Genomic DNA, 24,245 nt, shown 5'->3' with positions numbered 1-24,245 from the left:
TTTCTTGCGGCGACGCAGAAGGTGTGAATTCCAAGCCCTGTCCATTTCAGACAGTTGGATTGTGGCATTTGGATTGTGGCCCGTTTACGAGCAATTCAGAACTTCATTCCAATTTTAGCTTTGGCCGCTAGTGTAGAGTTGTAATGTCGGCGTATGAAAGGCAGATGTCGGGAGGAACCGCGCCACGGCGCGTGTTTTCGCTCGCCTTGCTTTCCGCCTTGCTATGCTCGACTGCACTGATTGGCGCGAGCGGAAATGCGGCCGCTTTCGAGATCTTCGGCATCAAGCTGTGGGGATCGTCGGAGGATGAAGATGCCGACATCGTCGATCCGCTGCGCTATGCGGTGACCATCGAGGCGCCCGACGCCGACGAGGATCTCGCCGAAAAGCTCGAAAACGCCTCGGCGCTGAAGGACGACGAAGAACGTCCGGTCTCCGGTTCGCTCGGCCTGCTGGCCAAGGCGCGTGCCGACCGCGATCAGCTTGTCGCCGCCCTTTATGCGGACGCCCGCTACGAGGGCGTCGTCACCATTACCATCGAAGGCAAGCCGCTCGACGATTTGCCGCCCGACGCCGAATTCTCGGGTCCGCAGCCGATTCCGGTGGTGATCAACATTGCGGCCGGGCCGAAGTTCACGCTTGGCGACATCAGGCTGGAGGGCGATGCGGCGGGGCTGTCGGGCGCCGATTTCGGCCTGATCGCCGGCGGCGATGCCGGTTCCGGTGCCGTGCTCAAGGCCGAGGCGTCGATCGTGCGGGCGCTCAAGGAGGACGGCAGGCCGCTGGCCAAGGTGACCGCCCGCGAGATCGTTGCCGATCACGCCACCTCGACGCTCGACGTGGCGCTGACCGTGGCCGCCGGGCCGGTTGCCGGCTATGGCGACACCACGGTCGAAGGCACCGAAAAGGTCGACCGCGATTTCACCGAATACATGACCGGCCTGAAGCGCGGCCGCCAATATTCGCCGGAAGAGGTCGACGAGGCGCGCGACCGGCTGCTCGGGCTGGAAGTCTTCAACAGCGTGACGCTGAAGGAGGCCGACGGTCTCGACGCCGATGGCAACATCCCGATCGGCGTCGAAGTGAGCGAGCGCAAGCCGCGCTATTTCGGCCTTGGCGGCACCTTCTCCAACACCGAGGGGCTCGGCCTCGAAGGCTATTGGGGTCACCGCAATCTGTTCGGCCGTGCCGAAAAACTGCGCATCGAGGGTGAAATCAGCGGCATCGGCAGCAACGAACTGACCGAGCTCAACTACAATGCCGGCATCATGTTCGAAAAGCCGGGCGTGGTCGGGCCGGCGTCTAAATTCTTCGCCGGCGCCAACACCGTGCTGGAGCATCCCGACGCCTACGACCGTTTCTCGGTCAAGGGCAACACCGGCCTGTCGTATGACCTCGACCGGCAGCAGACGGTTTCGGCGGAAGTCGCGCTCGACTATTCGAAGATCACCGATTCCTTCGGCAAGCACACTTTTCTGATCGCCAGCATTCCGCTGCGCTATGTCTACGACAACCGCGACAACCGGCTCAACCCGACGACCGGATTCAGGGCGCTGGCCTATGCCGAGCCGAGCTACGACATTTTGAACGGTGCCGCCTTCGTCAAGCTTAGGGGCGAAGGATCGGCCTATCAGTCGCTCGACGCGGCCTCGAAGTTCGTCCTGGCCGAACGCGTCGTCATCGGCTCGATCATCGGCGCCGGCCTTCAGGATGTTCCGGCCGACCGGCGCTTCTATTCCGGCGGCGGCGGCTCGGTCCGCGGTTATGCCTATCAGGGCATCGGTCCGAAGGACGCCGACGGAGAGCCGATCGGCGGGCTGTCCTTCTTCGAGACCTCGTTCGAGATGCGCATCGCCATCAACGACACGATCGGCGTCGTGCCGTTCGTCGATGCCGGCACCGTCTCGACCGATCAATTCCCGGATTTTTCCGGCATGAAGGTCGGCGCCGGCGTCGGCTTGCGCTATATTACGCCGTTCGGACCGTTGCGCATCGATGCGGCGGTGCCGCTCAACCCGGATCCCGACGACCCGGATTTCGGCATCTATGCCGGTATCGGCCAGGCGTTTTGATGACAATGTTCAAGCGCATCCTTCGCATTGCCCTTTACACGCTGCTCGTCCTGGTGGCGGCGGTGGTCGGTGCGCTCGTCGTGCTGACCAAGACCGAGCGCGGCCGCGCCAATCTCGCCGGCATCATCTCGACCGTGGCGTCGACCGATGACCAGAAGGTCACGGTCAGCGGCATCGACGGCATCTGGTCCGGCGCGCTGACGGTCGACCATGTGGTCCTGGAGGATCGCCAGGGCGCCTGGCTGGTGGCGCGCAAGGTGGCCGTCGACTGGTCGCCGCTGGCGCTTCTGTCGAAAAACTTCAGCGCCGGCCGCATCGGCGCCGATCGCATCGAACTGGCGCGGCTGCCGGCGGCCGGCACGCAGCCGAGCCAAGGTGGCGCCACCACGCTGCCGGTGTCGCTCGACATCAAGCAGATCGACCTGCCGGAAATCGCGCTCGGGCAGGCGCTGGTCGGCAGCGGTATCGCCGAGCTCGCCGCCAAGGGATCGTTCAAGGCCGATGCGGCGCCATTGGCGCTCGCAACCAGCCTCAACATCACCCGCCGCGACGGCAAGCAAGGCAAGCTCGACGCCAACATCCATTTCGCGCCCGCCGACAACAAGCTGGACCTCGATCTGAAGGCGTCGGAGCCGGCCGGCGGCATCATCGCCAATCTGCTCAAATTGCCGGATGCGCCGCCGGTCAACATCGTCGTCACCGGCACCGGGCCGGTCGCCAATTGGAGCGGCATCGGTACCTTCGTCGTCGACGGCCAGATCGTCACCCAGCTCACAGGTCGCCACCAGCTCACCGACAAGGGCAACTATGTCGAGGCCAAGGGCGACGGCGACTTCCAGCGCTTCTTGCCCGACAATCTGAAATCCTTGTTTGCCGGCAAGACCAGCTTCGACCTCGCCGGAACCGCGATTGTGACGGGCGGCGTCGAGGTCGAGCGCGCCAGCATCGACAGCGATGCCGTGCATGGCACCGCCGCGGGCATCATCGACCCCAACGGCGCCAGCGACCTTTCGGTGGAACTCGCCGCCAAGGGTCCACCAGTCGTGCTCAGCCTCGGCGCCGCGGCGCAGCCGGTGACGGTCGCGATCACCGGCGCCACGGCTCGCGCGTTCGGCGGTGGCAAGGCGCCGATAATCGACATCGGCGCGTCCCTGGTCTCGGTGGTGGCGGGCGGCACGCGGGTGGACGATCTGGTGGCCGAAATCCATTCCGACGGCTTTGACATCCAGGACCGCAGCGGACCGGTCACCATCAAGCTTATCGCCGGCGGCCTGAACACCGACGTGGCGACGCTGGCGCCGCTGGTGACCGGCAGGGTCACCGCCGACCTCGCCGGGTCGGTCAGCAAGGACGAGATCGTCGTCGATCAAGGCACGCTGCGCAGCGATGCGCTCAATGCCTCGGTGACATCCAAGGTGACGCTGGCCGATCTGGCGATGACGCTCAAGATGAATGCCGATGCCGTCTCGACTGCGCTGCCGCCGCAGATCCGCCCGGTTCTCGGCGAGCGTGTGACATTCTCGGCGACCGCGACCCGCGACCCGCAAGGCTTGTTTGCCGCCAATGCGCTGCAACTCAATTCGGGCTCGCTCAGCGCCAGCGGCACCGCCAGCGCGACGGGCACCGACATCCAGGCCGACATCAGGGGCACGCTCGGCGATGTCTCGGTGCTGTCGCCGATCGTTGGCGTACCGGTCGGCGGGGCCGTCAATTTCGCGCTGACGGCGAGCGGCGCGCGCTCGGCGCCGGATTTCTCGGTCTCGGCCGACAGCGACAGCCTGACCGCGTCGGGCCGGACGGTCAAGACGATCAAGCTGACAGCGACGGGCAAGGCCGACATCGTCAATCCCGCTGCCGATGTCGCACTGACAGGGTCCGTCGACGACCAGCCGCTCGATCTCAGGGCATCTTTGGTGACGCGTGACGGAACGCGTTCCCTCAACGGGCTTAGCCTGTCGCTGGCCGACAACAAGGTCTCGGGCGATCTCGTGCTCGACGACAGCTTGCTGCCGCTCGGCACGCTGACCCTCGAAGCGCCCGATATCGGCCCGCTGGCCGCGCTCGCCGGGCAGACGGCGGCCGGCGACGTGCAGGGCAGCATCCGCCTCTCGAATGATGGTGGCGCGCCGACGGTAGTCATCGATATGACGAGCGGGTCTATTTCCCGCGGCGATCTGGCCGCGAAGACCATCGCCGTCAACGCGCTGGTCGCCAACTTTCTCAAGGCGCCGGCGATCTCCGGCACGATCAAGGCCGATACGGTCACATCAGGCGCCACCGTGATCAGCGGCATCGGTGTCGATTTGAAGCGCGACGGCGACTGGACCGGGTTTTCCGGCGGCGCCACCGTCGCCGGCATTCCGGCCAGGGCCGAAGGCAGGGTGAAGATCGCCGACGGCACGACAAGCGTCGAGATCGCTTCCGGCGAAGCGACCATTCGCGGCATCAAGGCGGCGATCGCGCAGCCGTCAACCCTGAGCATCGCCAATGGCAACGCCAGCATCGAGAAGCTGATGCTCGATGTCGGCGGCGGATCGGTGACAGTGTCCGGCACCGCCGGCCAGAGGCTCGATCTCGCGGCAGAGTTTTCCGGGCTGCCGGCCGCCCTGGCCAATGATTTTTCACCCGGCCTCGACGCCGCGGGCACACTCGGTGGAACGGCGCAAGTGACGGGACCGTCGGCAGCCCCTGACATTCGTTTCAATGCGCAGCTCAACGGCGCCGAGACCAGCCAGACCCGCCAGGCGGGGCTTGGGCAGCTCAACCTCGATGCCGCAGGCAGCTTCTCCTCCGCCGGCGGCGTCGCCATCGACAACGCGACGCTTGCCGGGGACAAGATTTCCGGCAAGGCTGCCGGCACCATCAATCCGAACGGCGCCAGCGATTTTTCGCTCGACCTGGCCTCGACCGGCCCGAGCCTGCCGCTGGCGCTTGGCAGCACCGAGAGCCCGATCAAGCTCGAGTTGCAGGCGCTGTCGGTGGAGGTCGCGGGGCAGGGCACGCAATCGACGCTGAATATCTCCGCGAGACTGCCGTCGGTCGCCACCAACCTCGCCAAGGCCGAAGGCATCGCGCTTGCGCTCCATTCCGACGCCTTCGATCTGAAGGGCCGAACAGGGCCGATCTCCGGTACGGTGACGGCGGGCAAAATCGGCCTGGACAATCCGACCATCGCGCCGCTGCTCGCCGGAAAGATTACTGCCAAGGTCGCCGGCGATCTCGCTACCGATACCATCGTCATCGACAGCGGCTCGGTAACGAGCGAGGTACTGGACAGCGGCTTTAATGGAAGGGTCTCCCTGGCCGATGGCGCCATCGATCTCAACCTCAGGGCGGTTGCGGCTTCCGCGGCACTGCCGGCGGCAGTGCGCGGCGTGCTCGCCGAGCGGACGCAGCTCAGCGCGGCACTGAAGCGCGACGCCAACGGCAATGTTATCGCCGATGCGATCAGGCTGGTATCCGGCGCGCTGACCGCCGACGGGCAGGCCAGCCTCGCCGACAACAAGGTCACCGTCGACATCAAAGGCGCGCTGGCCGACATCTCGCTTCTGTCCGGGGATGCCAAGGGCGCCATCACCTTCGCGCTGAACGCGCAAGGCGCCAGCACCGCGCCCGACCTGTCGCTGACGGTCAACAGCGACCGGCTTTCGGTGGCGGCGCGAGAAATCACCGGGCTAAAGCTCACCGCGACGGGGAAGGGCGACATCGCCAGCCCGGCGGCCGATATCTCGCTCACCGGATCCGTCAATGACGAGCCACTCGATTTCAAGGCGTCGCTGGTAACGCGCCAGGGAAAGCGGTCCATAAACGGACTAAGCCTGTCACTGGGCGACAACAAAGTTTCGGGCGACCTTGCTCTCGACGATCGATTCCTGCCGCTCGGCACGGTTGCGCTGGATCTACCCGATATCAGTCCGCTCGCAGCCCTGGCGCTGGAAAAAGCTGACGGCGACGTGCGTGGCACGATCGTGTTCTCGAAGACCGGCAATGCGCCTCAAGTCGCCATCAAGGCGACCACAGATTCAATTTCGCGCGGCGATCTTTCGGCAAAGACGGTCACCATCGATGCGCTGATTGCCAACTATGTCGCCGCGCCGGCGATCTCCGGCACGATCAAGGCCGATACGGTCACATCAGGCGCCACCGTGATCAGCGGCATCGGTGTCGATTTGAAGCGCGACGGCGACTGGACCGGGTTTTCCGGCGGCGCCACCGTCGCCGGCATTCCGGCCAGGGCCGAAGGCAGGGTGAAGATCGCCGACGGCACGACAAGCGTCGAGATCGCTTCCGGCGAAGCGACCATTCGCGGCATCAAGGCGGCGATCGCGCAGCCGTCAACCCTGAGCATCGCCAATGGCAACGCCAGCATCGAGAAGCTGATGCTCGATGTCGGCGGCGGATCGGTGACAGTGTCCGGCACCGCCGGCCAGAGGCTCGATCTCGCGGCAGAGTTTTCCGGGCTGCCGGCCGCCCTGGCCAATGATTTTTCACCCGGCCTCGACGCCGCGGGCACACTCGGTGGAACGGCGCAAGTGACGGGACCGTCGGCAGCCCCTGACATTCGTTTCAATGCGCAGCTCAACGGCGCCGAGACCAGCCAGACCCGCCAGGCGGGGCTTGGGCAGCTCAACCTCGATGCCGCAGGCAGCTTCTCCTCCGCCGGCGGCGTCGCCATCGACAACGCGACGCTTGCCGGGGACAAGATTTCCGGCAAGGCTGCCGGCACCATCAATCCGAACGGCGCCAGCGATTTTTCGCTCGACCTGGCCTCGACCGGCCCGAGCCTGCCGCTGGCGCTTGGCAGCACCGAGAGCCCGATCAAGCTCGAGTTGCAGGCGCTGTCGGTGGAGGTCGCGGGGCAGGGCACGCAATCGACGCTGAATATCTCCGCGAGACTGCCGTCGGTCGCCACCAACCTCGCCAAGGCCGAAGGCATCGCGCTTGCGCTCCATTCCGACGCCTTCGATCTGAAGGGCCGAACAGGGCCGATCTCCGGTACGGTGACGGCGGGCAAAATCGGCCTGGACAATCCGACCATCGCGCCGCTGCTCGCCGGAAAGATTACTGCCAAGGTCGCCGGCGATCTCGCTACCGATACCATCGTCATCGACAGCGGCTCGGTAACGAGCGAGGTACTGGACAGCGGCTTTAATGGAAGGATCTCGCTGGCCGACGGCGCCATCGACCTCAACCTCAAGACCGACGCCGTTTCCGCGGCGCTGCCGGCGGCAGCGCGCGGCGTGCTCGCGCAGCGGACGGAACTCAGTGCCGCGCTGAAGCGCGACGCCAATGGCAATGTCACCGCCGATGCGATCAGGCTGGTATCCGGCGCGCTGACCGCCGACGGGCAGGCCAGCCTTGCCGACAACAAGCTCACCGTCGACATCAAAGGCGCGCTGGCCGACATCTCGCTTCTGTCAGGGGACGCCAACGGCGCCATCACCTTTGCGCTGAACGCGCAAGGCGCCAGCACCGCGCCCGACCTGTCGCTGACGGTCAACAGCGAGCGGCTTTCGGTTGCCGAACGCGAGATCACCGGGTTGAGCCTCACCGCCACCGGCAAGGCCGATGCCGCCAACCCGGCGGCCAATGTCCAACTGACCGGAAACGTCGCGGGCCAGCCCCTGCGAGGCAGCGCCGTGCTGGCCACGTCAGACGGCAAGCGCGCCATCGACGGGCTTTTGCTGTCGCTCGGCAAGAACCGGATATCAGGCGACCTGGCGCTTGACGAGGCGTTCGTGCCTGAAGGCACCGTGGCGCTCGACCTACCTGACATCGGACCGCTGGCAGCGCTTGCGCTGGAAAAGGCGGAAGGCGACGTGCGCGGCACGATCGTGTTCTCGAAGACCGGCAATGCGCCTGGCGTCACCGTCAAGGCTTCGACGGCGTCGATTACACGCGGTGATGTTTCGGCGAAGACGGTGACCATCGATGCATCGATCGGCAACTATCTCGCGGCACCGGTGATCTCCGGAAAAATCCGGGCCGACAGCGTCACCTCCGGCGACACCGTCATTCGCGGCATCGATGTCGATCTTACCCGTGACGGCGACTGGACCGGCTTTTCCGGCGGCGCCACCGTCAAGGACATTCCGGCCATGGCGGCCGGCCGCGTCAGGGTCGCCAATGGCACGACGACGGTTGAGCTCGCCTCCGGCCAGGCGACGATGCGCGGCATCAAGGCGGCGATCGCCCAGACCTCGACCATCACCATCGCCAACGGCACCACTAGCCTGGACAGGCTCGCACTCAACCTCGGCGGCGGCACGGCGACGGTTTCGGGCAAGGTCGGGGAGGCGCTCAATCTCAACGCGACGCTGGCGCGGGTGCCGATGTCGCTCGCAAACAGTTTCTCGCCCGGTCTCGATGCCGCCGGCACGATCTCGGGCACGGTGAAGGTGACGGGCGCGCCGGCCAATCCGGCCGTCGCCTTCAAGGTCGACGCCGCAGGCGTCCAGACGTCGCAGACCCGCGGCGCCGGTTTCGGCGGCATGGGCGTTTCGTCCTCCGGCACGTTTTCCGGCAACCGACTGACCTTCGAGGCCAACATGAGCGATGCCGCCGGTCTCGGCCTCAAGGGCGGCGGCACGATGACGACATCAGGCACGCCGACGCTTGATCTCGACTTTTCCGGCAAGGTGCCGTTCGCCTTCCTGACCCGGACACTGGCCGCACAAGGCTTGTCGTTGAGCGGCACGGCCGACGTCAATCTGAAGGTGCGCGGCCCCGCGACGGCGCCGGTGATCACAGGCACGGTCCGCACGTCAGGTGCCCGCCTGATCGATGCACGCTCGGGACTTGCAATCAACGACATCACCGCCGATGTGGCGATCGGCGATGGCGTCGCCAGGATCAACCGCCTGACCGGCAATTTGTCGACGCGCGGCAGCCTGTCGGCCAGCGGCACGGTCGGCATCAATCCGGCGCAAGGCTTTCCGGCCGACCTGTCGGTCAAGCTCGTCGACGGTCGCTACACCGACGGCAGGGTGGTCACCGCCAATCTCGGCGGCGACCTGACCATCAAGGGGCCACTCGCATCGGCGCCGTTGATCTCGGGTACGATCAACCTGGCCAAGACCGTCATCACCGTTCCCGAAAAGTTGCCGGGCTCGCTGGCGGCGCTCAACATCAGGCACAAGAACGCACCGGCCGCCGTGCGCGCGCAAGACAAGGCGTTGCGTCCGGCGACGGCGAGCAGCAGCAGCGGTGGTGGCGGCCTCAACCTCGATGTCACGGTCAACGCGCCCAGCCAGATCTTCATCCAGGGCAGGGGCGTCGATGCCGAGCTTGGCGGTTCGCTGCGGCTGACCGGCCCGGCATCGTCGCCGCAAGCGGTCGGCACCTTTGACTTGCAGCGCGGTCGGCTGTCGATCCTGGCCAAGCGGCTGACCTTCACCGAAGGCACGGTCGGCTTTTCGGGGTCGCTGGTGCCCTATCTCAATCTCACGGCGACATCGACGACGAGCAGCACCACCGTCACCATCGTGGTGTCGGGCGAGGCGACCAATCCGAAATTCAACTTCTCGTCGGTGCCGGCATTGCCAGAGGACGAGGTCCTGGCGCAACTGATTTTCGGCCGCTCGATGTCGAACCTGTCGCCGCTGCAGATCGCCCAGCTTGCCGAAGCCGCCGCGCAACTGGCCGGCATCGGCGGCTCGACCTCGCTGCTCCAGAACCTGCGCAGCGCCATCGGCGTCGACGATCTCGACGTCGTCACCGACGAGGAGGGCGGCACCGCGGTCTCGGCCGGCAAATATCTCAACGACCGCACCTATGTGACGATCCAGAAGGGCGACAAGCCGGGTTCGGGCAAGGCGGCGATCGATCTCGACGTCGGCCGCGGCGTCAAATTGCGCGGCGAAGCCACCGATGCCGGCGAAGCCAAGGGTGGCATTTTCTACGAACGCGAGTACTGAAGCCGGCCGGCGAGATAGGGTCCGGCAGTCCGACAGCCCTCGTCGCCGTATCGGCACTCATCCGAGATCGGCCGGCGCGGTGCAAAGCTTCGCGCATGACCGCGAGAATCGAAATCGATTTCGGCGCAAAATGAAACCGCTACAGCGTCCGTTGCGCGCCCGACGGGACGTGCGGCGCGGTAGTGAATGTCTCAGTTTGATCGATGCCGGAGATTCGAACGAAATCTGCCGGGCAATAGCAATTTTGCGCCAAGACTGTCGTTATCACGCGAACTGCTTCCCTTCCAAAGTTGCACATTCCTTGGCATGTTCCCAATCCGGTGCCGTTTTTGACATCACGGCCCGGATGCGGAATGGTAAAAGGCAGAAAGCCAACAATGGGAGTTCTCGATGACAATCTACAAGAGTAATGGCGACCGCGTTCCGGATCACATCCATGCGATGGCCCAGGAAGCCAGGGCCGGACGTGTCGATCGCCGCGAGTTTCTCGCTTTGGCCAGCGTCTTCGGCGCGTCCACGGCGATGGCCTATGGCATGCTCGGCCTCGCCGACCCGACGCCGGCGAGAGCGCAGGACGCGCAGGGCAAGAAAGGCGGCATACTGAAGGTCGCTATGTGGATCAAGGATCCGAAGGATCCGCGCAAGGCCGACTGGTCGGAGATCGCCAATGCCGAGCGCCAGGCGCTCGAGCCGCTGGTCAAGTACACGAACGAATACACGTTCCGCCCCTACCTGCTCGAGAGCTGGGACGTCAACGACGACGCCACCGAATACACGCTGCATGTGCGCAAGGGCGTCACCTGGAACAACGGCGATCCGTTCACCGCCGACGATGTCATCTTCAACTTCAAGCGTTGGGCCGACAAGAAGGCCGAAGGCAATTCCATGCCCGGTCGTCTCGGCTCGCTGGTCAAGGACGACAAGCTGGATGAGAGCGCCGTCACCAAGGTCGACGAACACACGGTCAAGTTGACGCTCAGCTCGCCGGATATCGCGCTCATCCCCAACGTGTGCGACTATCCCGGTCTCGTCGTCCACAAGACCTTCGACGAAAAGGGCGGCGATTTCAAAGCCTGCCCGATCGGCACCGGCCCATTTGAACTGGTCTCCTACGATGTCGGCCAGAAGGTCGTCTACAAACGCCGCGAAGACAACAAGTGGTGGGACGGTGAGGTGTTTCTCGACGGCGTCGAGTTCATCGACTATGGCACCGATCCGGCGGCGATGGTCAGCGCTTTCGAAGCCGGCGAAGTTCATACCAATTTCGAGACGTCGGCCGACTATGTGTCGATCCTCGACGGTGTCGACCTGGTCAAGTCCGAGGTGGTCACCGCTTCGACGATCGTCTGCCGCACCAATGTGACCAACAAGCCGTATGACGATCAGAAGGTTCGCAACGCGCTGCAGCTTGCGGTCGACAACGCTGTCGTCCTGCAGCTCGGCTACGGCAATGCCGGCACAGTTGCCGAAAACCACCATGTCTCGCCGATCCACCCGGAATACTTCGAGCTGGCGAAGATTGCCCGCGATCCGGCCAAGGCTAAGGCGCTGATGGCTGAAGCCGGCCAGGCCGACTTCGAGCACGAGCTGATCACGGTCGACGAAGACTGGCACAAGAACACCGGCGATGCGATCGCCGCGCAGATGCGCGACGCCGGCATCAAGGTCAAGCGTACGGTGCTGCCGGGCTCGACCTTCTGGAACGACTGGACCAAATACCCGCTGTCGATGACCAACTGGAACATGCGGCCGCTCGGCGTCCAGGTTCTGGCGATCGGCTATCGCACCGGTGAAGCCTGGAACGAGACGGGCTGGGCGAATGCGGAGTGGGATGCCAAGCTCAACGCGGCGCTCGCCGTTGCCGACCCCGCCAAGCGCAAGGAAATGATGAAGGACATCGAGCAGATCCTGCAAGATGCCGGCATCATCATCCAGCCCTACTGGCGCAAGCTCTACAGCCATTCGGTCGCTTCCGTTAAGAACTACGGCATGCACCCGACCTTCGAGCGCGACTACGGCAAGGTCTGGCTCGACGAGGAGGCCTGATCGGATCGATCGTGGAAGGGCGGTTCGCCCCTTCCACCCACGCCATGCATGATCCCACAACCGCAGATCGGCGCAGAAAAAAAGCGCAGACTCTTCGGAAAGGGGCGTGCAATAAGACAGGGTTGATCGCATTCTGAGGGTCCGTTTGACAGCCAGCTCTGCCGATTGCGGCCGAGCTGGCTCCGAGCCGGCCTCAACCCCAACCAGCCGGCAGGGGACCGCCATGCTTTCTTTCATCCTTCGACGCCTCGGCACCATGGCATTGACGATGCTGTGCCTGACGATGGTCGTGTTCTTCCTGATCAATCTCGATCCCAATCTGAAAAAGCTGGCGATCAGCCAGACCGAAATGCACACCTCGGCCGAGCAGCTCGAAAACTGGCTGGTCAACCATGGCTATCGCCAGAATTTCTTCTCCCGCTATGGCCAATGGCTGGGTATCGTGCCCAAACAGCCGGTCACAGATCCGGCGACGGGCAAACCCACGCGACGTTTTGCCTTCTGCAACGATCCTGTCGAGCCGACCTTCTCCGGCGTGCTGCAGGGTGACTTCGGCTGCTCGACCAAGTTCAAGACGACGGTGGCGTCAAAACTTTTCCCGGCGCTCAGCGCCACCGGAATCCTGATGTTCTGGGTGCTTGTGGTGATGGTGCCGATCTCGCTGCTGATCGGCATACTCGCCGGCATGCGCGAAGGCTCGCGAACCGACCGGACATTGTCGGTCGCCTCGATCGCCTCGACGGCGACGCCCGAATATGTGTCCGGCGTCATTTTCACCGTTATCTTCGCCTCATGGCTCGGCCTGCTGAACGGTTCGGCGGCTTCCGCCAGCCGGGGCATCACCTTCTACAACTTCACCTTGCCTGTGATGACGCTGGCGATCTATGGCATCGGCTATATCGCCCGCATGACCCGCGCCTCGATGGTCGAGGTGATGACGCAGCAATATATCCGCACCGCCCGGTTGAAGGGCCTCTCCTTCGGCAGCGTCGTGGTCAAGCACGCGCTGCGCAACGCGCTGATCGCGCCATTCACCGTCATCATGCTGCAATTTCCCTGGCTGCTCACCGGCGTCGTCATTGTCGAGGTGATGTTCCGCTACCAGGGGTTTGGCTACACGCTGGTCGAGGCGGCGGGCAACAACGATATCGATCTTTTGCTCGGCTGCTCCCTGGTCTCGGTGTTCATCGTCCTGATCACGCAGCTCATTTCCGATGTCGGCTACGCGTTTCTCAATCCGCGTATCAGAGTTCAATAGGGGATCGAGCGGATGCAGCTTGAATATATCGGCGCCTTCAATGTGGTGCTTGGCGTGCTTGCGCGTTTCTGGCCGGTCTGGATCGCTCTCGTCGTGGTGATGGGGGCGAGCTTCGCCTACAAGAAGAGGCTTGGCCTCTACGGTCAGCTCTTCGACAGCAGCGTCGGCATCGTCGGCGTCGGCATCTGCCTGTTCTGGCTGTTCACGGCGATCTTCGCGTCGACCGTCTCGCCGTTCAATCCGCTTGTCCAGATCCCGATCATGAAGGACGCGCTGCCGGGCGCGGTCGAGCCGCAATCGGGACTTGTCTACCTGTTCGGCGGCGACAAGCTTGCCCGCGACGTGTTCAGCCGCATGGTCTACGGCAGCCAGATCGTGCTGATCATCGCGCCGGCGGCGACCGGTTTTGCGCTGATGGTCGGCATCACGCTCGGTCTGCCGGCCGGCTATTATGGCGGCAGGATCGATACGGTGCTGTCATTCCTCGCCAATCTGGTGCTCGCCTTCCCGGTGATCCTGCTGTTCTACCTCCTGGTGACGCCGGGCATCATGGAGACACCGATCCCCTATGCGATGGCCGGCCTGTTCTTCATGTTCCCGATCATCTTCTTCAGCGTGCTGTTCTGGACGCGCTACAAGAAACGGCCCGACCGCCTTTACATCCTGCTGGGGCTGACGCTGATCATTGGCGGCTGGGTCTATGCCGGCCTGGTCTTCGATGCCGATCCGTTCAGGATCATCCATATCGATCCCAACCAGCTCAACATCTTCGTGGCGGTGGTGTTCGCCTCCAGCCCCGGCGTGTTCCGCATCGTGCGCGGCCTGGTCATGGACATCAAAACGCGCGACTATGTGGCGGCGGCGCAGACGCGCGGTGAATCGCCCTGGTACATCATGCTGTGGGAGATACTTCCCAATGCGCGCGGGCCGCTGATCGTCGATGCTTGCCTGCGTATCGGCTACACCACGATCCTGCTCGGCACGCTCGGCTATTTCGGCCTGGGGCTGGCGCCCGAGAGCCCGGACTGGGGCACCGCGATCAAGGATGCCAGCCGGCTGCTGCGCTCCTTCATCCATCCGGCGCTGCCGCCGACGATCGCGCTGATGTCGTTCGTGCTGGGCCTTAATCTGCTGGCCGACTCGCTGCGTGAGCAATCGATGAAAGATTGATGGACGGGTTCTCGACCCGATATGCTGAAAGAACAGGATTGGAGCGACCCATGAATGAGGCAGTTCGAAATCCCCCCAAGCCGACCAATGGGCCGATCATCGAGATCGAGAACCTGTCGATCTCCTTCTTCACCCGCAAGGGCGAGATACCGGCCGTCATGGACTTCTCCTGCACGGTCATGCCTGGCGAAGCGATGGGCATCGTCGGCGAATCCGGCTGCGGCAAGTCGACCGTGTCGCTCGGCATCATGCGCGACCTCTCCAACATCGGAAAGATCGTCGGCGGCCGGATAAAGTTCCAGGGCAAGGACATGGGCGAGCTGTCCGACGAGGAACTGCGCGCCATCCGCGGCAACAAGATCGCGATGATCTACCAGGAGCCGATGGCCAGCCTGAACCCGGCGATGAAAGTCGGCCAGCAACTGATGGAAGTGCCGCTGATCCACGACAAGGTGTCGAAGGAAGAGGCTTATCAACGCGCGCTGGAAATGGTGCGCTCGGTCAGGCTGCCCGATCCGGAGCGGATGATGCGCTCCTTTCCGCACCAGCTTTCCGGTGGCCAGCAACAGCGCATCGTCATCGCCATGGCGCTGCTGTCGAAGCCGGCGCTGCTGCTGCTCGACGAGCCGACGACGGCGCTCGACGTGACGGTCGAAGCCGGCATCGTCGACCTGGTCAAGGGACTTGGCGAGAAGTTCGGCACCTCGATGATCTTCGTGTCGCACAATCTCGGCCTGATCCTGGAAACCTGCGACCGCATCACGGTGATGTATTCGGGCGAAGCGGTGGAGACCGGCAAGATCAAGGATGTCTTCGACCGGATGCGCCATCCCTACACGCAAGGCCTGTTCCGCTCGATCCCGCTGCCTGGCGCCGACAAGAATTCGCGGCCTCTGATCTCAATCCCGGGGCAATTGCCGCTGCCGCACGAGCGGCCGAAGGGCTGCAATTTCGGCCCCCGCTGCCACCATTTCGTCGAGGGCGTCTGCAACGCCGCAGAAATCCCGATGATCGCGGTCGACGGCCATGAAGGCCATTTTTCGCGCTGCGTGCGCTTCAACGAGATCGACTGGGAAGCGCTGCCGCCCGGCGCCAAGAAGGTCAACGAGCGCGTCGAGCCCGGCGCGCCGGTGCTCAAGATCGAGGATCTCAAAAAGTACTACAAGGTCGGCGGCAGCGAGGTGTTCGGCTCGAGCGAGGGCCGCGTCGTCAAGGCCAATGAGACGATCTCCTTCATGGCGCGCGAATCCGAGACCGTCGCCATTGTCGGCGAGTCCGGCTGCGGAAAGTCGACGCTGGCCAAGGTGCTGCTCGGGCTGGAGACGGCAAGCTCCGGCAGCGTGACGCTCGGCAACCAGCAGATCCAGTCGATCGGGGTCGAGAACCGCAGCGTCGAGACGGTGTCGTCGATCCAGATGGTGTTCCAGAATCCGTTCGACACGCTCAACCCCAGCCACACGGTCGGCTCGCAGATCATCCGCACGCTGGAAAAGTTCAATGTCGGCAACACCGTTGCCGATCGCCGCAAGCGCATGCTGGAACTGCTCGACCTGGTGAAGCTGCCGCGGGCGTTCGAGACCCGCAAGCCGCGCCAGCTTTCAGGCGGCCAGAAGCAGCGCATCGGCGTGGCTCGGGCTTTTGCCGGCGATGCCAAGGTGGTGGTGGCCGACGAGCCAGTCTCGGCGCTCGACGTGTCGGTGCAGGCGGCGGTGACCGAACTGTTGATGGACATCCAGCGCAAGAACAAGACGACGATGCTGTTCATCAGCCACGACCTGTCGGTGGTGCGCTACATCGCCGACCGCGTCGTCGTCATGTATCTCGGCTATATCGTCGAGCAGGGCACGACCGACCAGATCTTTTCGCCGCCCTATCATCCCTATACCGAGGCGCTGCTGTCGGCGATCCCGATCGCCGATACCAGCGTGATCAAGAAGCACATCGTGCTGGAGGGCGACATCCCGTCGGCGATGAACCCGCCAACCGGCTGCCCGTTCCAGACCCGCTGCGGCTACAAGAAGCTGGTGCCGGACAATCTTTGCGAGACGCAGGTGCCGCCGGTCAAGCATCTCGGCGACGGTCATATGAGCCTGTGCTGGCTTGCCGACGACGTGCTGGCGAAAATGGAGCCGGTGATCAAGTTCGACAAGGAGCATGCCGCCAATGAAGGCGTGCCCGACGACGCGCCGCAAGGCATCGGTCCGGGCTTTGCCGGCGCTCCGCCGCAGCGTCCGCACGGCAAGAGGCCGAAGCTGACGGACGATTAGATCCGTGGCGCCATCAACGCGCGCATTGGCGTAGCTGCGCGGCGTAGTCCCGAGCCATCTGCTCGGTGGCCCGCGCATAGCGCTGCACGCCGGCATCGCCGCGGTTGCCGCGGCCATAGGCCGTCCAGCCGAGATAATAGGCCAGATAGAGATTGTAGGTGTCGTTGCGGGCGACGCCGAGCGTGTCTGATGTCTTGGAATGATACCAGCCGACGAAATCGACGGCATCGGCGAAGCTGGTGCGGCGCGCCGCCCAACTGCCGGTCTCGCTCTGATATTGCGCCCAGGTGCCGTCAAGCGCCTGCGAGAAGCCGGTGGCGCTGGAGGCACGTTTCCAGGGAATGAAGCCGAGCAGCTTCTTGCGCGGCGGCCTGGCGTTACTCTTGAAGCCGGATTCCTTGCGCACCGTCGCCATCAGCACGGGAACCGGCACGCCGTGCTTCCGTTCGGCGCGTTCGGCCGCCGCCTGCCAGTTGTCGAACCAGCCGTCATTCTGGTCGAAGACGGCGCAGACATTGTTGATATGGCTCGGCGGCGTCGCGCAGGCCGACAGCGCCAGCAGCACGGTAACGGCTACAATTTTGCTAAAACTCGACCTACCCATTGGAAGAGGATTAGGCTGGAATCATAAAAGGAATCTTGCAGCGTTCCTTAACGGCTGATCGGCCGCTTTGGCCGGGACACAGCGAGGATAGATATTCCGACGTTTTCCGTCGCTTTTGTCGGCACCGAAAATCCCAAAATGCCGCCTTGGCTAAAATCGCGCCCGCAGGTGGCGGATTTCTGACAGCCCGATCGTCGTGCCGGCGCTTTGATGCGCCGCATGACCGAACCGAGACGCAAGCGCGGCGCCGAGCGAACCAGCAACAGGGGACCGGCCGCCATCCCGCAACTGCCGTTGCGCCGCGTGACAAATCCCTATCCGCCGATGGCGATGCTCTCGGCCGATCAGATCGAGGCGATCCACCAGGCGTCGATGCACATTCTGGAGAATTTCGGCATCGAGGTGATGAGCCCGCGGGCGCTTTCGCTGTTCGAGAAGGCCGGCGCCAAGGTCAATCATGCGTCGATGACTGTCCGCATCGACCGCGGCATGGTCGACGAGGCACTGAAGACGACGCGGTCCAGCTATACGCTGACGCCGCGCAACCCGGCCCACACAGTCCATCTCGGCGGCAACACGATCAATTTTACGCTCGTCGCCGGACCGCCGAACGTGCATGACATGGAACGCGGCCGGCGCGCCGGCAATTTGCGCGACTATTGCGACCTCACCCGGCTGGCGCAGCATTTCAACTGCATCCACATGCTCGGCAATCAGGTCTGCGCACCGGTGGAACTGCCGGCCAATTCACGCCACCTCGACACCTATTTCGCCAATCTGACGCTGACCGACAAGAGTTTTCACGTCTCGGCGATCGGCCGCGGCAGGGCGCTGGACGGCGTCGAAATGATGGCGATTTCGCGGGGCTTGAGCCTCGACCAAATGCGCGACGATCCCGGCGTCACCACCATCATCTCGGTCAACTCGCCGCGCCGCTTCGACGAAATGATGGCCGAAGGCCTGATGACCATGGCCGAGTTCGGTCAGTCGGTTGCGGTGACGCCGTTCACGCTGATGGGGGCGATGAGCCCGGTGACGCTTGCCGGCGCGCTGGCGCAACAGAACGCCGAGGCGCTGTTCGGCGTGGTCTTGACGCAGCTTGTCCGCCCCGGCGCCCCGGTCATGTATGGCGCCTTCACCTCCAATGTCGACATGAAGTCCGGTGCGCCGGCCTTTGGCACGCCGGAGAACACCAAGGCCAACATCGCCTCCGGGCAATTGGCGCGGCGCTATGGACTGCCCTACCGGACGACGCCGGGCTCGGCCTCCAACGCCGCCGACGCGCAAGGCGCCTATGAGACGCTGATGGCGCTGTGGGGCGCGGTGCTCGGCCACGGCAATCTCGTCTACCACGCAGCCGGCTGGCAGGAGGGCGGGCTGACCGCGTCGTTCGAAAAGTTCATCATCGACGTCGAGATGATCCAGCACATGATGGAGTTTTTGCGCCCGATCGAAGTCAACGAGGCGGAACTCGCCGTCGAGGCGCTGGGTGCCGTGCCGACCGGCGGCCATTTCTTCGGCGAGCCGCACACGCTGGAGCGCTATGCAACCGCCTTCTACCAGCCGATGCTCTCCAATTGGCAGAACTACGAGGCCTGGCAGGAGGCCGGCGGGCTAGACGCCACGGCGCGGGCGACGCGGCTGTGGAAGAAGGCGCTGGAGGATCATGTCGAACCGACGATTGATATTGCCGTGCGCGAGGCGCTGGAGGCGTATGTGGCCAGGCGCAAGGAAGCGATCGGGCAGGGCGAGCCGTGATGGTCGAAGGCTTGCGCTCGTGTACCCCCCCCTCTGTCCTGCCGGACATCTCCCCCTCAAGGGGGCAGATTGGCTGTCACGTTCTCCTTCGCCAATCACCACCGTTGAAAAGAGCGCGGCGGCGTTGAAACTGCCAATCTCCCCCCTTGAGGGGGAGATGGCCGGTAGGCCAGAGGGGGGTGGCTTGGCTCCTCCCGCACCGATTCATCCCACCCCTCCAACTCCCTGAAATAACGAGAAAAACCCATGAAATCGCATGCGAAGGTCGTGGTCATTGGCGGAGGCGTCGTCGGCTGTTCGGTGCTGTTCCATCTCGCCCGTCACGGCTGGACCGACATTGTGCTTCTGGAGCGCGACGAGCTGACTTCCGGCTCGACCTGGCACGCGGCCGGCGGCATGCACACGATCAATGGCGATCCCAACGTCGCCAAGCTGCAGAAATACACGATCTCGCTCTACAAGGAGATCGAGGAGCTGTCCGGCCAGGCGACCGGCGTGCATCTGACCGGTGGCGTGCTTTTGGCGGCGACCGAGGCGCGGCTCGACTGGCTGCGCGGCGTTGTCGCCAAGGGCCGCTATCTCGGCATCGACCTCGAGGAGATCTCGCCTGATGAGGCGGCCGAGTTGATGCCGCTGCTCGACCCGAAACAGTTCGTCGGCGCGGTGCGCAACAAGGAGGACGGTCATCTCGACCCGTCCGGCGTCACCCACGCCTATGCCAAGGCGGCCAGAAAACTTGGCGCCGAGGTCGAGCGCTTCACCAAGGTCGAGGATATCGTGCGCCGCGCCGACGGGTTGTGGCGGATCATCACCAACAAGGGCGAGGTGGTGGCCGAGCATGTCGTCAACGCCGGCGGCCTGTGGGCGCGCGAGGTCGGCCGCATGGTGGGCCGCGAACTGCCGGTGCTGGCCATGGAGCACATGTACCTGATCACCGAGGACATGCCGGAGGTCGCCGCCTGGAACCAGAAGACCGGCACGGAGATCATCCACGCGGTCGATTTCGACGGCGAGCTCTATCTGCGCCAGGAGCGCGGCGGCATGCTGATGGGCACCTATGAGAAGGCCAACAAGCCATGGTCCGAGCTCCAGACACCGTGGAATTTCGGCCACGAGCTGCTGGAGCCCGACATCGACCGCATCGCGCCGTCATTGGAAGTCGGGTTTCGGCATTTCCCGGCCTTCCAGAACACCGGAATCAAGCAGATCATCAACGGCCCCTTCACCTTCGCGCCCGACGGCAACCCGTTGGTCGGGCCGGTGCGCGGCCTGCCTGGCTTCTGGGTCGCCTGCGGCGTCATGGCCGGCTTTTCGCAGGGCGGCGGTGTTGGCCTGGCGCTGTCGAACTGGATGATCGAGGGCGATCCCGGCGCCGACATCTGGGCGATGGACGTCTCGCGCTACGGCGACTGGGCAACGATGGCCTACACCAACGCCAAGGTGCGCGAGAATTATTCGCGGCGTTTTTCCATCCGCTTTCCCAATGAGGAACTGCCTGCCGGGCGGCCGCTCAAGACCACGCCGGTCTACGACCTTTTGTCGGCGAAGGGCGCGCAGTGGGGCGTGGCCTATGGGCTGGAAGTGTCGTTGTGGTATGCGCCCGAAGGCGTCAGGGACGAGTTCTCGTGGCGGCGCTCGAGCGATTTCGAGCATGTCGCAAAAGAGGTGAGGACGGTGCGGACAAGTGTCGGCCTGTCGGATATCTCGTCCTTCGCCAAATACAGGGTGACGGGCGCGGGCGCGGCGGCCTGGCTCGACCGCCTGCTTGCCTGCAAGCTGCCAAAGCCCGGCCGCATGACGCTGGCGCCGATGCTGAAGCAAGACGGCAGGCTGATCGGCGACTTTTCGCTGGCCAATCTCGGCAGCGGCAATTCCAGCGGGGAGGGCTGGTTCCTCGCCGGTTCCGGCATTGCCGAGCAGTATCACATGCGCTGGTTCGAGGCGCATCTGCCGCAAGATGGCTCGGTCCATATCGAGGCGCTGGGGGCGAGACTGACGGGCCTGTCGATTGCCGGTCCGAGGGCGCGGGACGTGCTGGCAAAAGCCACGCGGGCGGATGTGTCGAATGCGGCGTTTCCGTTCATGGCGACGGCCAGGATGGATATCGGCATGGCGCCGTGCCTGGTCGGCCGCGTCAGCTACACCGGCGATCTCGGCTACGAGATCTGGGTGGCGCCGGAATATCAGCGTGCCGCGTACCAGACCCTGATGGCGGCCGGCGAAGACTTCGGCATCGGCCTGTTCGGCGCGCGCGCGCTCAACGCGCTGCGGCTGGAGAAGAATTACGGCTCGTGGGCGCGCGAATACCGGCCGATCTACGGACCGCTGGAGGCCGGGCTCGACCGTTTCGTCGCCTACGGGAAAGAAACCGATTTCATCGGCAAGCAGGCGGCACTCGCCGAGCGCCAGCAAGGCGGCAAGCTGCGACTGCGCGCCTTTGTCGTCGATGCGGCAGACGCCGACGTCATCGGCGACGAGCCGATCTGGTTCGACGGCGCGGTGCGCGGCTGGGTCACGTCAGGCGGCTACGCACATCATTCGAAGACGTCCGTGGCCCTGGGCTATGTGCCGAAGGAGATCGCCGACGAGGCCGATGGTTTCGAGATCGAGCTCCTGGGCAAGCGCTACACCGCCCGGGTGCAGCCGACGCCGCTGTTCGACGCGAATCTCGTGCGGATGCGCGGGTGAGGGCGCTGCCATTGCGCGGGGCCGGCGGGACAGCGCCCCCTCTGTCCGGCAGGACAGAGGGGGCGCGAAGGATCGCCCACTTCGACAAGCATGACGCCGGCCCAGCTACCGCACCGGCGCCGTCAGCGCGAAATGAGCACCCTGTGGGTCCGTGCACATCACGATCCAGCCGCCGCCGGGAACCTCCATCGGTCCCATCAGGATCGTGCCGCCATTATCGGTAACACGCTTGGCCGCCGCGTCGATTGCGGGGACATTGAAATAGAACTGCCAGACCGGCACCGGAACCTGCTCGGGCTTGTTCATCATGCCGCCGACAGGTTCGCCGCCGGCGGCAAACAGCTGGTAGGTGCCCATCGGCCCCATATCCATGGCGTCGCCCTTGGTCCAGCCGAATTGCCCGGCATAGAAATCGAACGCGGCGTGCCAGTCGGTCGTGTAGAGTTCATGCCAGCCGATATTGCCGGGAGTAGTAGCCGGCAACGGCGGCTGGTCAGGGCCAATCGGCTGCAGGAAGTTGAACACCGCGCCTTGCGGATCGGCGACGACGGCAAAGCGGCCGACGCCCGGAATGTCATCGGGTTCGCGGTGAACCGCACCGCCGGCCCCCTTCAGCGATTTCGTGGAAGCATCGACATCCCCGGTATGGATGTAACCGACCCAGGCTGGCGGCATGCCCGTCTTGCGCACTTCGTCCGGCTGCGTCATCAGCCCGCCGACGCCGCGCTGGCCGACATTCATCACGATATAGCGCGGCATGCCGGGCGCGCCGTCGAAGGGCTGCGCCTTCCAGCCCACCACATCGGTGTAGAACGCTTCGGCAGCGTCGAGATCGGTGGTCATCAGCTCGTACCAGAAGAAGGACATCGGGGAGTTTGGCATTGTCGTGCTCCTTGGGTTTCCAGTCAGCGATCATGCGTGATCCATCTAGGACGATCTTCGCGACGGAATTCCGACAGCCAAGGCCAATATAGAAAACATGAGTATTGATATCATGTTTTCTCGTGGCTTTTCAGCGGCTTGCGTCGAAAATTGACCAATTGATAAAAAAACAAAACGTGCTAGCCTTCCGCAAAACAACAAGGAATGGGGAAGCGGAATGGCGACTGGTCATTTCAAGCAGGGCATTGCCGGCGGGCGGCTTTCGCCCGAGCAATATGCCGATAATTTTTCCGACCTGCATCCGCCGCTCGATCATCACGAGGCGCTGGTCGAGTCCGATCGCTGCTATTTCTGCTACGATGCGCCGTGCATGAACGCATGCCCGACCTCGATCGACATCCCGCTGTTCATCCGCCAGATCTCGACCGGCAATCCGATCGGCTCGGCCAGGACGATTTTCGACCAGAACATTTTGGGCGGCATGTGCGCCCGCGTCTGCCCGACCGAGACGCTGTGCGAAGAGGTCTGCGTGCGCGAAGTGGCTGAAGGCAAGCCGGTGCAGATCGGCCGCCTGCAGCGTTATGCCACCGATGTCGCGATGGCTGAGAACAAGCAGTTCTATGCGCGCGCCGCTCCGACCGGCAAGACGGTCGCCGTGGTCGGCGCCGGACCGGCCGGGCTTGCCGCCGCCCATCGGCTCGCCCGCCACGGTCACGACGTGACCATCCTCGAGGCCCGCCCGAAAGCCGGCGGTCTCAATGAATACGGCATCGCCGCTTACAAGAGCATCGACAATTTTGCCCAGGCCGAGGTCGACTATGTCATTTCGATCGGCGGCATCGACATCCAGAACGGCAAGGCGCTTGGCCGCGATTACCAGCTGTCGGACCTGACCAGGAATTACGATGCAGTGTTCCTCGGCATGGGACTTGGCGGCGTCAACGCGCTGCGCGCCGACGGCGAGGACGCGCAAGGCGTCACCAATGCGGTGGAGTTCATTGCCGAGCTTCGCCAGGCCAGCGATCTTGCCAGCCTGCCGGTCGGCCGGCGCGTCGTCGTCATCGGCGGCGGCATGACGGCGATCGACGCGGCGGTGCAATCAAAGCTGCTCGGCGCCGAAGAGGTGACGATCTGCTACCGGCGCGGTCAGGAGCACATGAACGCTTCCGAATTCGAGCAGGACCTGGCCGCCGCCAACGGCGTCATCATCCGTCACTGGCTGCAGCCGAAGCGGGTCATTGCCGAAGGCGGCAAGGTCTCGGGCATCGAGCTCGAATATACGGCGATGGATGGCGAGAAACTCGTCGGCACCGGCGAGCGGCTGACGCTCACTGCCGACCAGGTGTTCAAGGCGATCGGCCAGAGCTTTGTCCCGGCTGCGCTCAACGGCAGCGGCGCCTTGCTGGCGCTGGAAGCCGGCCGCATCAAGGTCGACGCCGAAGGCCGCACCTCGCTGCCAAACGTCTGGGCCGGCGGCGACTGCATCTATGGCGGCGACGACCTCACCGTCTCGGCAGTCGCGCAGGGGCGCGACGCGGCCGAATCGATCCACCGGGCACTGACCTCGAACGGGAGGGCATGAGC

11 protein-coding genes are annotated in these 24,245 nt (G+C 64.3%); 9 read left to right on the top strand and 2 right to left on the bottom strand.

Translation table 11 applies throughout. From position 1 onward, the window contains the following. Positions 1-143: 143 nt before the first annotated feature. From AC0L2K_RS09905 to AC0L2K_RS09880, 6 genes are all read left to right on the top strand, one after another. A complete protein-coding gene (locus tag AC0L2K_RS09905) occupies positions 144-2,072 on the top strand; it encodes an autotransporter assembly complex protein TamA (protein WP_287300786.1) in 1,929 nt (642 codons plus the stop codon). Next, positions 2,072-9,988 (top strand): translocation/assembly module TamB domain-containing protein, encoded by a 7,917-nt coding sequence (locus AC0L2K_RS09900; protein ID WP_473531231.1) that lies wholly within the window; start codon positions 2,072-2,074, stop codon positions 9,986-9,988. Before AC0L2K_RS09905 ends, AC0L2K_RS09900 begins: the two co-directional genes overlap by 1 nt. Before the next feature lie 390 nt (positions 9,989-10,378). Continuing rightward, positions 10,379-12,034, top strand: coding sequence for an ABC transporter substrate-binding protein (locus tag AC0L2K_RS09895; RefSeq protein ID WP_023798676.1), 1,656 nt, complete (start codon positions 10,379-10,381; stop codon positions 12,032-12,034). 223 nt (positions 12,035-12,257) lie between these two features. After that, positions 12,258-13,292, top strand: coding sequence for an ABC transporter permease (locus tag AC0L2K_RS09890; RefSeq protein WP_287292385.1), 1,035 nt, complete (start codon positions 12,258-12,260; stop codon positions 13,290-13,292). A gap of 12 nt (positions 13,293-13,304) precedes the next feature. Then, positions 13,305-14,462 (top strand): ABC transporter permease, encoded by a 1,158-nt coding sequence (locus AC0L2K_RS09885; RefSeq protein WP_128174266.1) that lies wholly within the window; start codon positions 13,305-13,307, stop codon positions 14,460-14,462. A 50-nt stretch (positions 14,463-14,512) separates the two neighbouring features. Continuing rightward, positions 14,513-16,729, top strand: coding sequence for a dipeptide ABC transporter ATP-binding protein (locus AC0L2K_RS09880; protein ID WP_473531230.1), 2,217 nt, complete (start codon positions 14,513-14,515; stop codon positions 16,727-16,729). A gap of 13 nt (positions 16,730-16,742) precedes the next feature. On the opposite strand, the gene AC0L2K_RS09875 is transcribed toward AC0L2K_RS09880, so the two are convergent. Next, positions 16,743-17,333, bottom strand: a complete 591-nt coding sequence (locus AC0L2K_RS09875) for a transglycosylase SLT domain-containing protein (protein ID WP_128174262.1) — start codon at positions 17,331-17,333, stop codon at positions 16,743-16,745. Positions 17,334-17,552: 219 nt separating this feature from the next. Here AC0L2K_RS09875 and AC0L2K_RS09870 point away from each other — a divergent pair, with 219 nt between their 5' ends. Then, complete coding sequence (locus AC0L2K_RS09870; protein ID WP_473479962.1) at positions 17,553-19,091, top strand: trimethylamine methyltransferase family protein; 1,539 nt, start codon at positions 17,553-17,555, stop codon at positions 19,089-19,091. A 246-nt stretch (positions 19,092-19,337) separates the two neighbouring features. After that, complete coding sequence (locus AC0L2K_RS09865; protein WP_473531229.1) at positions 19,338-21,779, top strand: GcvT family protein; 2,442 nt, start codon at positions 19,338-19,340, stop codon at positions 21,777-21,779. A gap of 105 nt (positions 21,780-21,884) precedes the next feature. Here the strand turns inward: AC0L2K_RS09865 and AC0L2K_RS09860 are convergent, their stop codons facing one another. Further along, entirely contained in the window at positions 21,885-22,661 is a 777-nt protein-coding gene (locus AC0L2K_RS09860) for a VOC family protein (RefSeq protein WP_287249478.1), read from the bottom strand. A 217-nt stretch (positions 22,662-22,878) separates the two neighbouring features. Between AC0L2K_RS09860 and AC0L2K_RS09855 the strand changes: the two genes are divergently transcribed. Further along, the gene (locus AC0L2K_RS09855) at positions 22,879-24,243 is read left to right on the top strand and encodes an NAD(P)-dependent oxidoreductase (protein WP_287249480.1); all 1,365 of its coding nucleotides are present in this window, start codon (positions 22,879-22,881) and stop codon (positions 24,241-24,243) included. The last annotated feature ends 2 nt before the right edge of the window (positions 24,244-24,245 follow it).

The organism is Mesorhizobium sp. WSM4817, assembly GCF_055811135.1.
Note: the sequence above shows the minus strand (reverse complement) of the source record. Positions and strands in the feature narration are given on the sequence as shown.